Genomic DNA, 13037 nt, shown 5'->3' with positions numbered 1-13037 from the left:
TCTTTTGATTTATTCGTTAAATGTATAAGGAACCGGCGGCTCGTTCAGTAACGGATTCTGGATTACATCAGATTCCGGATAAGGCAAGAAGATATCCTCTGCTTCAATGTTGATAGTAAACTCCGGAGCTGTGTAATATTCAGAACCTTCAAGGAAGGTGGCTCCATCTGTGTCATACTTCCCAAAATGCAATTTTCCGTCCTCATCTTTGATGATAGCATCCGCCCGGTATCCCCGCCACTGATTGTTAAAGTAGTTGAGCATCTTGTCCGGTAAATAACGGAACCAAGTCACCATATCATACCAATTCGAATATTCCATACCAAACTCAACACGACGCTCGCGGATAATGTCGTCCAACGTGATGGAAGACTTTTTATTAATCTTTGCACGCTCACGTACACGGTTAAAGAAATAGAGACCGCGACCGTCACTCAACGTAGAGTTGTTGCCCAAACAGGCTTCTGCATACGTCAGGTAGACATCTGCCAAACGCAAAATATAAGTATTGAGCGGAGAGTTCATTTGTTTTACTTTGCCGTCGTTATCGTCATCCGGTCCCCCCGGAACACCCTTTTTAATAGGAGAAGCAGTGCCCTTATAAGTATAGCCATCATCTTTGATGCAAATATAAGAATAGTAAGAGCCTTTAGTAAAGAAGGTAGCGTTTCGGCGCAACGTATCTGCCAGTTCATACTGCTGAAGCATATCAATACTTCCGTTATAACTACTCCAGCAATTGACACCACCCGTCACCTCGGTAGAGAATGCCAAATCGGACAAGAGTGTATTACATTCATACCACTCACCCAATGGCACCCACTGCATAGCGAGCAGAGATTCCTGATTGTTATTGTTCTTATACTTGAAGAGGTCTTCGTAGTTTGTCATCAAATCTAACCCGCTATTCTCACACACATCACCGGCATATTGACGGGCAAGTTCCAAATCATTTTCATTACGCGTACCACCATTGTTCCAACCCGAACGTGCCAGATAAACCTTTGCCAATATCCCTTTCGCCGCCCACGATGTAGCCCGTCCTTTATCGTTCTGTTCGGGCAAGTTATTAACAGCATAGTTCAAATCATTGATAATAAACTGAAACACATCCTCTTCACGATTGAGCGGACGAACGGGATTATCAACCAACTTTTGGTTATCTTCAATGAGAATCACCGGCCCCCAAATGCGCAACATATAAAAGTATGCACATGCACGCATCAACCGGGCTTCGGCAATTGCCTTTGTCTTGGCAGCCTCACTCACACTACCCTGTGTCTGCGTCTCTACCGCATTGATTACAGAGTTCGCCATCGTTACTACCGAGTAAAATCCACTCCATGCACCCGACAGATTTTCGTCCAAAGCTGTCACTTGGAAAGTAACAAACTGCGGATAATTCCACGGGCTGTACATATCATTGGCACGCCCGCTACCGATAGGAACGATGGAACGTTGATTGTAATCAAACCATGCCCGATTGTAAAGCGGAGCGGTGGCTGCTTCCAACGCTTCGTCAGAAGTATAAAATGTAGCATCTACATAGTTTCCTTCCGGTGCTCTATCCAGAAAACTGTCACTACATGCTGCAAGCAGCAGTGTGGTAGTTGCTATTGCTAATAATTTACTTTTCATAAATGTTCTCATTATTTGTCAGGTTAGAAACTAAGGTTAAGTCCGAAAGTATAAATTCGTTGTGAAGGATAACGGGCATTATCGATGCCACGTGTCAGCACGTCATAATTGTAAGCACCCACTTCAGGATCATATCCTTTGTACTTTGTAAAAGTGAATGCATTCTGGATATTCATATACACCCGCAGATTATCAATATTGAGCTTACTTATCCACTTCTTAGGGAAAGTATAGCCTAATGAGATATTCTTAATACGGAGATACGAACCGTCCTCCACAAAGCGGCTGCTCATACGGTTGTTATCGTTAGCATTGGCAGCGGTGATGCGTTGTACTTGTGCCGAACTAGCATTCGAAACATAGACATTGGAAAGTGTTGTCGGCTGTGACGGATCGATCTGTTCTACACGGGCAATATTAACAGCTTCTTTCAGCATACCACTGTTATTCATCGGATTGGTAAATTCTTTACGCAGCATATTCACCACCTTATTTCCGTATACACCATTGATGAAAATATTCAGATCAAAGCCTTTATAAGAAAACGAGTTGTTAAAACCGTAAGAGAACTTCGGTTCGGGATTACCTAAATAGGTACGATCTTTCTCATCAATAACACCATTGTCGTCAATATCCTCATAAATATAGTCTCCTACCCATATCTCACTTTCAGAGATGTTCTTTCCTTTAGGAATAGCCACTTTTACACGCTCACCATTTTTATCGAGAATATAATTGCCGTAAGAATCCCGCTTGTAAAAGTCATCTTCCTTCGCAAACATGCCTATCACGTTATATCCGTAGAACTGTCCTATCGGCTGTCCCACCTCCGAGTAGGTGTAAGTCTCACTGTTGATAGTACCAGAAAGCCCTGCTGTCTCCGTATAAAGCTTTGTAATCTCATTCCTATTGAGTGAAATAGTCAGTCCTGATCTCCACATGAAATCTTTTTTATTGATATTAACCGTATTCAACGTGAATTCCAAACCTTTATTGGTCATAGCACCCGCATTTACCCACGGTGAAGAAATAACACCATTAACATAAGAGGGAAGCGATGCTTTCATCAACAGATTATCAGTATTTTTGTAATATCCGTCAATAATCAGTTCTACCCGGTTACCAAAAAGATTAATGTCTAGTCCGGCATTCCATGCCTCTGTCTCTTCCCATTTCAAGTTTTCGTTTCCATAGTTCTCTGCATAATATCCGCTTCCCCAAATAGTTGCCACAGTTCTCATCTTTACACCATAAGCATAGTTCTCTGCCGCTTGATTACCAACTAATCCCCAGCCCAGACGTAATTTCAAGTTATCTAACCAAGAGACGTTTTTCAGGAATTTCTCATTCTTCAACTTCCATGCAAGGGCTGCCGATGGAAATATCCCCCAGCGATTATTCGGAGCAAACGTAGAGGAACCGTCACCACGTACAGTAAGTGTCAACAAATAACGGTCATCAAATCCGTAGTTAACACGGCCGAAATAAGATTCGATAGCAGAAGAACCTTTGGAACTGCTGTTCTTTGCCGTGAGTGAACTACCCGCGTCCAGTTCGTGGACAGAGTTGAGAAAATAGTCACTCCGGGTACCGGAAAGTGATTCCCAATTATTTTCCTGCGCTTCATGTCCCGCCATAGCAGTAATTTGGTGCCGACCGAAAGTATTAGTATAAGTCAGATAAGTTTTTAACGTCCAGTTACTGCCATTGCTGGCACTACGGCTACCTAATGACTCTTGGGTATAAAGACCATAGTCATAAGACGGAGTATATTGATAATTGTTGTTATAATAATAATTGCCAGCATACTCAGCTCTGAACACCAAGCCTTTGTAAAGTGTAATGTCAGCAAAGAAATCCACATAGAGTTGTAACCCCTTTTCATAGTTCTCACGCATCAGAGCTTCTGCTACCGGATTCGTAAAATAAGTACCATACATATTTTCTGACTGCATTCCCCATGAACCGTCGGGATTCTTTGCCGGAACTTCGGGCAGCTGTTGTATCGCTGTGCGGATGATATTACCATTGTCGATCGTATTGTTCTGCTGCGTCTTGGCAACAGAAGCACGCAATCCTGTAGAAAGCCAGCTCGTTATCTTATTATCCATGTTGACACGGGCAGAGAAACGTTCGAAGTTAGAACCGATACCAATACCATCCTGACTCAAATAACCGCCCGAAAGCGAATAAGTAGTCCCTTCGTTTCCTCCGGAGATATTGATCTGATGATTGTGCATGGAGGCATTGCGGAAAATCTCATCCTGCCAATTCGTCCCTTCTCCCAATAAACTAGGGTCTTTGAACTCCTCACGATCTCCAAAACCCAGTACTTGAGCACGTAGATTCTGATATTCCGCATATTCGCGCAGATTCAACACATCCAACTTCTTAGGTAATTGTTGTAAACCATAATATCCTTCGTAAGAAACTTTTGTCTTACCGGCTTTACCCTGATTAGTGGTAATCAGTACCACACCATTCGAAGCTCTCGAACCATAAATAGCAGTAGCCGAAGCATCTTTCAGAATTTCCATAGAAACGATGTCCGAAGGGTTAATGGACGACAATACACTGGAGTTACTATCCGTATTACCGGAAATCGCTACACCATCAATTATATACAGAGGTTCGTTGCCATTCAAGGAGTTGATACCACGAATACTCACAGAGATACCTCCACCCGGAGCTCCCGAGTTTTGTGTAACGGAAACACCTGCTGCACGCCCCTGCAAAGCCTGGTCTAACGAGGTGACAACAGACTTTTTCAGTTCATCTCCGGTCACGGAAACAACCGAACCCGTAAGGTCACTTCGTTTCATGGTTCCATAGCCGACAACTACCACCTCATCCAACGTTTTAGTATCTTCTTTCAGGACTACGTTAATGACAGGTTTGGTTGCAACAACCTGCTGTTCCATAAAACCGATGTAAGAAAAGACCAGCGTCTGTCCGGTAGATACGTTCAGCGTATACTTACCGTTCAGGTCTGTAATAGTTCCCGTCGACGTGCCTTTCACTTGTACGCTTACCCCAATCAACGGTTCTCCGTCGGTAGCAGAAGTTACTATTCCCGATACCTTTAAGTTTTGTGAAGGAGCAGCCTCCAATATCGTTATCGGCAACCAAAGTAATATTGCCAACGCAAGACAGTACCAATGTACAAATGTACATTTTCCAAGAAAGTGTTTATTCATTGTACCTTATTTAAATGGTTAATATTCAATTTAATCCTTCCATAATGGATGCTATGGATGCTGCATTATGCGGTTGTCCGGTAGTGCGGTCGAACAGCTTTTCGGTATAGCCGGCATCCCAGTACAAGGGAACGAGCTTATTCTTCACGCAGGTTTTCACTACATATTCGATATAGTCATTACGTGATTTCAAATGATTCTCCAAAGCCTCTCCGGTCAACTGGTCTCTTAATGTCGGACCATATTCGCCGATGATTACAGGAACATTATCATTGATAAATACATTCAGTGAACTCAAAGTAGCTTCTATATCTCCCTCCTGTCCGGTAGAAGAAACATTTCCACCTGCAAACGCAGATCCCCATTGACTCTTAAAATTCTCCTCATTAGGCATGATCGTGAAATCATAAGGATCATAGTAATGACATTCCAGGAATATACGATTTTGAACAATATCGAGCGGCATTGTAAAATGCGCTACCGCTTTCGCCACATCAGTATTATATGCCTGCACAATCAGATGACGATAATGATTACGTCCTCCGGTAGCTCTAACCGTATTGACAAATACCTGATTGAAACCATTCTGTACCCGGTAATTCTCCTCCGTAGGTTGCGCACCGTTAGCGTCGTCATTATTAACCTCATTGGTTCCGGCAAAGAGCAGACGGTCGTCATAGTCCCTGAATCTTAAGGCGATCTGTTTCCACATCGCTTCCAGTCTTTCATCCAAAGCTTCTTTATTAGCATCTGCCGGATGGTTCAGCCAGCCACCTTCCCAGTGAATATTGATAATAACATAGAGACCGGCATCAAGCGCAGCCTCCACTGCAGCCTCTACCTTGTCCAGCCATGCACTCTTAATCTTATACGTTACCGCATCTTCAAACTGATGAGAATATGCTACCGGCATACGCACGACATCAAAGCCCGCTGCTTTGATTCCCTCGAAAAGAGCTTTGTTTGGTGTAGGATTTCCCCAACACGTTTCATCACCGGAAAGACTTCCGTCTTCTCCCACAATGACTGCCTCAAATGTATTCCCCACATTTACTCCGGCTTTCATCAATGCCGACAGTTGCATGGAAGTCAGATCACGCATCCCTGTATTATCGGGTGCAATGTATTCATCGTATGCAGGTATGCTATATATGGATTGTTTTACATTAATAATAATATCCGGAGTGCCACTTGCCGAAACAGTGACGGTAGCCGTCCTCTCTTTCTGCGTATCATTAGCCTCTACTGTGATATTTACATATTGTTTTCCTTCACCGATGGTATGTGAACTTTTACACCAACTTTCCGAACTACTGATATGCCATTCGGACGGACCGTCTATCTGAATAGTCTGCCTGCTTCCACGAGCATCAAACTCCAGATTACGATATTCCTGTGCCACTTCCAGACTTCCTCCTTTTTCATCACTATTGCTACATGATATCAAAGAGGTGGTCAGCAACACCAGCACAAATATGACTCGTTTAATTCCCAATGGACTAAATAATCCATCACTAAATGACTGTTTTTCCATATTCTTCTATACTATTAGATTAAATTTAAAACCGTTAACCTTGCCTCATCAAAATCTATTTGTTTTCTACACCACAAAATTATGTATTCGACATGTAACTTCACTTCTGTAATGTTATTCATATAGGGAGCGTTTTGGAAACGATGGGGTGAATTTGTTTTATAAAAGGGATTCATTTGTTTTCTCCCTATTTACCTTTATACTTAAAGTACTCAAAATCAGCATACGCCTTCGATTCTTTAGAAGCAGAGGTAATGTAAAGCCCCAATACAACTCCGGTAAATCCACCTGCTGTTTCAGTGCTTAGATAACGTGTGTTCATCTTACCCAGATCATGATAGTTTCCATTCACTTTATAACCGAAATAATAGTAATTGATATCCGACTTCACCACCAGCTCCACTTCACCATCCGCCGGCAGGGAAACTTCTTTGGCATAATGGGTAATCTCTCCCAGTTTATATCTCAAGCCTACAGAACGTTTCCGATCCTTATCCTGACGGACAAATAAATCGTAGTGAGAATGAAACTCCATAAAGACGGAAATCCCCGCTTCATCATTCACTCCCGCTTTCTGCAAGACTACCGGAGCGGACGCTTCCATATCAAAATGTTCCTGCCGCAAAGCGACAAAGGTAGGGCTTTTCCAGTCACTTAACGTAACGGGAGTCGCTATCAAACGAAGTTTTCCATCTTTGGTAAACGTATAATTCTTTGCTTCGGGATTCTGCAGATGAATCCATTCGGGAGAAAGTTTTCCTTCTTTAAAGTCTGTTCGTTCCGGCCTGCCTTTCATTTCCTGTTGAGGCAGAGTAGTTGCGTCCATCTTCAAAGAGATGGTTCCGTTGCCATTGACTACAGGCCAGGCGTCCTTATCCCAACGTACCGGAGCCAGATAGGTTTCACGACCTAATGTATGATGCGTACCGGGCATCACTCTGTACGCTAGACAAACCATCCACCAGGAACCATCAGTATCTTCCACCAAGTCGGCGTGTCCGGTTCCCTGAATCGGGCTGGATTGTCCCGACTCATTGGCATGAGTCAGAATGGGATTTGCCGGATTTCCCTGATAGGGACCGTCTATGTAACGGCTACGGGCAATGGTTACTTTATGCCCCAATTCTGTACCGCCCTCCGAAATCAGCAGATAGTACCAGCCGTCTTTTTTATACAGGTGCGGACCTTCGGCATATCTGCCTCCAGTGCCGTTCCATATTCGTTTGGAAGGAGAAAGCTGCTTGCCTGTCATAGGATCAATCTCACACAGGTTGATATACCCATCCGGGTTGCTCACCATAAAGCATTTGCCTTCTTCAAAATAAAGCGAAGGATCGATACCTCCCTGCTCCAGCCAAACCGGTTCCGACCACTTGCCACGAGGATCGATGGTATGCACCAGAAAGTTTCCCTTGCCGGAGACATTGGTAGTAATCATGTAGAATATCCCATCGTTGTAGCGGATGGTAGGAGCAAAAATACCACTGCCCGAATTGGCATTAGTCAGATCAAGTTGGGACGGACGGGTCAGGCAGTTGCCTATCTGCTCCCAATGCACAAGGTCTTTACTATGAAACAAAGGTACTCCGGGAAAATATTGAAAGCTACTGTTGACTAAGTAATAATCATCTCCTGCCTTGCAAACACTCGGATCGGGATGGAAACCGGGGATTACAGGATTACTGTAACCCTGGGCCGATACCTCGCATACAGAACAAAGTAAGAGGGAAATAAGGAATAAAGCGTTTCGCATATTATATAATTTAAGAGTTAAACATCTTCTCGGTTAAGAGTTCAAAATCTTCTGTCGGCCGACGGTACAAAAGTAGATGTTTTTCTCCAAGGAGGCATGGTATTTCGTTCACACCCGGTCTGCCAAATGTTTTACCCATACGCACAGAATGTTTCCCTTTAACGCATCATTTGTTTCCAACCCTATTCCGCATAGTCCAGCCCCTGAAAATCAAACCAGTCAAAGTCGGCCGGATTTGTATTTGCCCGGCCATTGCCGGAGGCATACATACCTATAAATACACCGGTAAAACCACCTACCACTTCATTGGAGATATCACGTGCGGAAGCTGTGCCCAATATAGCAGAAACGTGACCTGCCTTTATCTCAAACATATAGGTCGTCTCGGTGGCAGTGATGGATAAAATCAGATCTCCGGTGGCAGGAAGTTCTTTACAGGTGGTATCAACCACTTTATCTTTCAACGTTTTACGAAGCATAGCAACCCTCTGCCCATTCCGCTCCGTTATCAGCAGATCGTAATGGTTCTTATCATCTGCCCTGATTACCAGTCCCGCCTCTTCATTTTCCGCTTGCGGCATAAAACTGACTTTTGCCGATGCAGTCAGATTGAAAGCTGTCTGCCGACGTCCGATAAAGGAAGGAGAATCATTCGTCGTAAAATTAATTGCCGTCCCTTTCAAACGTAGAAAGCCCGGTTTCTCTGTCAACGACCAGTACGCTTGGGAAGGATTGCGGATAAAAGTCCAGTCTAACCCCAGTGTTTCCTGATCGAAATCATCACGAACCGGTTGTTTCTCCCAAAGATGTGGCGTCAGGTTAGGAAAAGGATATGTTTCCTGTACAACTCCATCTCTACCCACTTTAGGCCAGCCATCGGCATCCCATGTCACAGGTGCGAGGAAGGTCTCGCGCCCCAAATGCTGGTACTTGCCGTTCACAGGTCTTATTCCCAGGCAAACTGCCCACCAACTTCCATCTTTCAGTTGGACGAGATCGGCATGACCTATTGCCTGAAAAGGATGATTGGGACAGTTCATATTCGAAAGAACAGGATTCACAGGACTGGGTTCATAAGGTCCCCAAGGGGATTTGCTCCGTTGTATAACTTCCCGGTGCTCGTAGCCCGTTCCTCCTTCGGCAGACATGATATAGTAATAATCGCCTACCTTATACAAATGAGGTCCTTCCGGCGAAGAGCCTCCCAGGCCGGCAGCTACCTTTCGCAAAGGTTCGACAAACTTTCCGGTTTCGGGGTCCATCACTCCCAACAGGAAGCTGCCTTGATTATCCGGACTCAAAAAGTACATCTTTCCGTCGATAAACTCAATAGACGGATCTACATACCAGTTCCCCACCCATACCGGATCAGACCAGGGACCCGCAGGATTCTTTGCCGTCACATAAAATACTCCTTGCGAACCTTTTCCGCCATAATTCGTGCCAATTACATAGAATGTACCGTCATGGTATCGTAACGTCGGTGCATACTGTCCGCCGGTGGAGGCGCTGCATCCCATCAACGGATTATTTTCCGGACGGGAAAGGGCATGACCTGTCAGTTTCCAATGCACAAGGTCTTTACTATGATAAACCGGCAGACCGGGAAAATACTCAAAGGTAGAAGTAACCAGGTAAAAATCATCTCCCACCCTGCAAATGCTCGGATCGGGATTCATTCCTGTGATAACGGGATTCCTGAATGTCTGCTGTGCGAAAGAGACATTAACCATCCATAATCCGATCAAGATTAATAAAAGCCTGCAACTGTTCTTCATCATTCTTATTTTTAAAGTTTGTACTGATGGCAAAGTTCACCATAATCCGGCAGAAACAAGGTTCGTTATGTTTCAAGGTGTGGAACGTTTTTTTTCAGGCTAGCACTTTCCGTTTCAAATATAAGGTAATAATGTTATATTCGGAAAGTCCCGCAAGGCATAGAAGAGAATAGAATGTATTTTATTGGGGCATGATTTGTATCCAATTACATTTCGCCCTTTCGGGTGATTGCAAATCTTCCTACATTTGTAATAGAATTTAAGTCTTACTCTAAAAATATCAACTCATGAAAAGCATTAAGAAAATGGTATTAGTATCAGCCTTTGCCGGCACTTGTATGGTACCCCATGCACAGACAACCTCCCCTGCCATCCCGGCTGATCCGGCTATTGAAGCTAATATCCGGGAATGGCTTCAGAAAATGACTCTTGAACAAAAGATCGGTCAGATGTGTGAAATCACCATTGATGTGGTTTCTGATCTTGAAACCAGTCGCAAAAAGGGGTTCTATCTTAGCGAGGCAATGCTCGACACAGTTATCGGCAAATATAAAGTAGGTTCCCTATTGAATGTTCCTTTAGGGGTAGCACAGAAAAAGGAAAAGTGGGCGGAAGCCATCAAACAGATACAGGAAAAATCTATGAAGGAGATCGGTATTCCCTGCATCTATGGGGTAGATCAGATTCATGGAACAACCTACACATTGGACGGAACGATGTTTCCGCAAGGCATCAACATGGGAGCCACCTTCAACCGCGAGCTAACCAGAAGAGGTGCCGAAATCTCCGCTTATGAAACGAAAGCCGGCTGCATCCCCTGGACGTTCGCCCCGGTAGTCGACTTAGGCCGAGACCCGCGCTGGGCACGTATGTGGGAGAACTATGGTGAAGATTGTTATGTAAATGCAGAAATGGGCGTATCGGCCGTGAAAGGTTTTCAGGGAGAAGACCCGAACCGTATCGGAGAATACAATGTAGCTGCATGCATGAAGCATTATATGGGTTACGGTGTACCTGTTTCCGGTAAAGACCGTACTCCGTCTTCCATCTCACGCAGTGATATGCGTGAAAAACATTTCGCACCTTTCCTCGCCGCTGTACGTCAGGGTGCATTGAGCGTAATGGTAAACTCCGGTGTTGACAACGGACTGCCTTTTCACGCCAACCGTGAGTTGCTGACCGAATGGCTGAAAAAAGACTTGAACTGGGACGGACTGATTGTGACAGACTGGGCGGATATCAACAACCTTTGTACCCGGGATCACATCGCTGCTACCAAGAAAGAGGCTGTCAAGATTGCCATCAATGCCGGTATCGACATGTCGATGGTTCCTTATGAAGTGAGTTTCTGCGATTATCTGAAAGAGTTGGTTGAAGAAGGAGAGGTATCGATGGAACGCATCGACGACGCAGTAGCCCGTGTGTTGCGTCTGAAATATCGCCTGGGATTGTTCGACCATCCGTATTGGGACATTAAGAAGTATGACAAGTTCGGTTCTAAGGAATTTGCAGCTATTGCTCTGCAGGCTGCCGAAGAATCGGAAGTGTTACTGAAGAATGATGGAAATATCCTGCCGATAGCGAAAGGTAAAAAGATTCTTCTGACCGGACCGAACGCAAACTCGATGCGTTGTCTGAATGGCGGATGGTCGTATAGTTGGCAAGGACACGTTGCCGATGAATATGCACAAGCATATCATACCATCTACGAGGCTTTGTGTGAGAAATATGGAAAAGAGAATATTATCTATGAACCGGGAGTGACCTACGCCCCTTATAAGAACGATAACTGGTGGGAAGAGAACAAACCGGAAATTGAGAAACCGGTGGCAGCGGCAGCACAAGCGGATATAATCATTGCCTGCATCGGCGAAAACTCTTATTGCGAAACCCCGGGCAACCTGACTGATCTTACATTATCGGAAAACCAACGAAATCTGGTAAAAGCTTTGGCTGGTACGGGCAAACCTATTGTCCTGATTCTGAATCAGGGACGTCCGCGCATTATCAACGATATAGAGCCTTTGGCTAAAGCGGTTGTCAACATCATGTTGCCAAGCAATTACGGTGGCGACGCACTTGCTAACCTATTGACAGGCGACGCAAACTTCAGTGGAAAAATGCCGTTCACCTATCCCCGACTAATCAATGCCTTGGCGACTTATGACTACAAGCCTTGCGAAAACATGGGGCAAATGGGAGGTAACTACAATTACGACTCGGTGATGGATATTCAATGGCCGTTCGGTTTCGGATTAAGTTATACTAATTATAAGTACAGCAACTTAAAAGTAAATAAACCTACTTTTAATGCTGACGATGAATTGATATTCACAGTTGACGTAACCAACACGGGCAGAGTTGCCGGAAAAGAGAGTGTGTTATTGTTCTCTAAGGACTTAGTAGCAAGCAGTACACCGGACAATATTCGTTTACGAAACTTCGAAAAGGTCTCTCTGAAGCCGGGAGAAACAAAGACTGTTACGCTGAAACTGAAAGGAAGCGATCTGGCATTTGTCGGATATGACAGTAAATGGAGACTGGAAAAAGGAGATTTCAAGATTAAATGTGGTGACCAATGGATAGATATCGTATGTAATCAGACGAAGGTGTGGAATACTCCGAATAAGAATACGCTCCACAACTAAACCTCTTTTTATATATTTCTATATAAACATCTTCATATAGAATCTTCTTCCTATATAAAAATACACATTCCTCTATCGCCTATCACCGCCAGTAATCAAAATCCTTATTCATCAAGGTTTCCGGCGGTGATAGGTTGTTTCTGAACCTATCACCGCTATTCACCATTATCCAAAGTCTACACCATTGCAAATGTAAGATTACTCATAACTATCTTTTTTAATTACGTGTTTCCGCATGCCAATGAAAAAGGCGCGGAAACAAACGTGCCCTCTTCCTGAAGGCACGCTACCAATATAACTATATTTTCAGACAATGACACTGTTATCACAGTAAAATAGTTTAATCCTCTCTTACCCTATATCTATCAGATAGAACAAGGCATATAAAAACATCAAACAAGTAGGAATACTTTGCTTTTCTCCCTGATATAGTTTATCTTTGCTACTGATATAGTTCATTCTTCATGGCCGTGGCGAATTCCTACCACG

The 13037-nt window shown here is 44.0% G+C and carries 6 protein-coding genes; 1 reads left to right on the top strand and 5 read right to left on the bottom strand.

Going from position 1 to position 13037, the window contains the following annotated elements:
- Positions 1–9: 9 nt before the first annotated feature.
- The 5 genes from I2I04_RS04455 to I2I04_RS04435 form a co-directional block, all read right to left on the bottom strand.
- Positions 10–1638: a RagB/SusD family nutrient uptake outer membrane protein gene (locus I2I04_RS04455; RefSeq protein ID WP_195654426.1), complete on the bottom strand. Its 1629-nt coding sequence runs from the start codon at positions 1636–1638 to the stop codon at positions 10–12.
- Positions 1639–1661: 23 nt separating this feature from the next.
- Complete coding sequence (locus tag I2I04_RS04450; RefSeq protein WP_195654425.1) at positions 1662–4835, bottom strand: SusC/RagA family TonB-linked outer membrane protein; 3174 nt, start codon at positions 4833–4835, stop codon at positions 1662–1664.
- Positions 4836–4860: 25 nt separating this feature from the next.
- Entirely contained in the window at positions 4861–6369 is a 1509-nt protein-coding gene (locus I2I04_RS04445) for a cellulase family glycosylhydrolase (RefSeq protein ID WP_195654424.1), read from the bottom strand.
- Positions 6370–6556: 187 nt separating this feature from the next.
- Positions 6557–8122: a glycoside hydrolase family 43 protein gene (locus I2I04_RS04440; RefSeq protein WP_195654423.1), complete on the bottom strand. Its 1566-nt coding sequence runs from the start codon at positions 8120–8122 to the stop codon at positions 6557–6559.
- 182 nt (positions 8123–8304) lie between these two features.
- Complete coding sequence (locus I2I04_RS04435; RefSeq protein WP_195654422.1) at positions 8305–9903, bottom strand: glycoside hydrolase family 43 protein; 1599 nt, start codon at positions 9901–9903, stop codon at positions 8305–8307.
- Between the two features lie 284 nt (positions 9904–10187).
- Here I2I04_RS04435 and I2I04_RS04430 point away from each other — a divergent pair, with 284 nt between their 5' ends.
- Complete coding sequence (locus I2I04_RS04430; RefSeq protein ID WP_195654421.1) at positions 10188–12548, top strand: glycoside hydrolase family 3 protein; 2361 nt, start codon at positions 10188–10190, stop codon at positions 12546–12548.
- Positions 12549–13037 lie beyond the last annotated feature (489 nt).

The organism is Bacteroides sp. 1001136B_160425_E2 (assembly GCF_015559655.1).
In the GTDB taxonomy this organism is placed as follows: domain Bacteria; phylum Bacteroidota; class Bacteroidia; order Bacteroidales; family Bacteroidaceae; genus Bacteroides; species Bacteroides luhongzhouii.
The sequence above is the reverse complement of the archived record's forward strand: the minus strand, read 5'-3'. Positions and strand labels throughout refer to the sequence as shown.

Bases quoted from the DNA above. Each gene is read 5' to 3' on its own strand.
- I2I04_RS04455 (WP_195654426.1), bottom strand. From the start codon at position 1,638: ATGAAAAGTAAATTATTAGCAATAGCAACTACCACACTGCTGCTTGCA.
- I2I04_RS04450 (WP_195654425.1), bottom strand. From the start codon at position 4,835: ATGAATAAACACTTTCTTGGAAAATGTACATTTGTACATTGGTACTGT.
- I2I04_RS04445 (WP_195654424.1), bottom strand. From the start codon at position 6,369: ATGGAAAAACAGTCATTTAGTGATGGATTATTTAGTCCATTGGGAATT.
- I2I04_RS04440 (WP_195654423.1), bottom strand. From the start codon at position 8,122: ATGCGAAACGCTTTATTCCTTATTTCCCTCTTACTTTGTTCTGTATGC.
- I2I04_RS04435 (WP_195654422.1), bottom strand. From the start codon at position 9,903: ATGATGAAGAACAGTTGCAGGCTTTTATTAATCTTGATCGGATTATGG.
- I2I04_RS04430 (WP_195654421.1), top strand. From the start codon at position 10,188: ATGAAAAGCATTAAGAAAATGGTATTAGTATCAGCCTTTGCCGGCACT.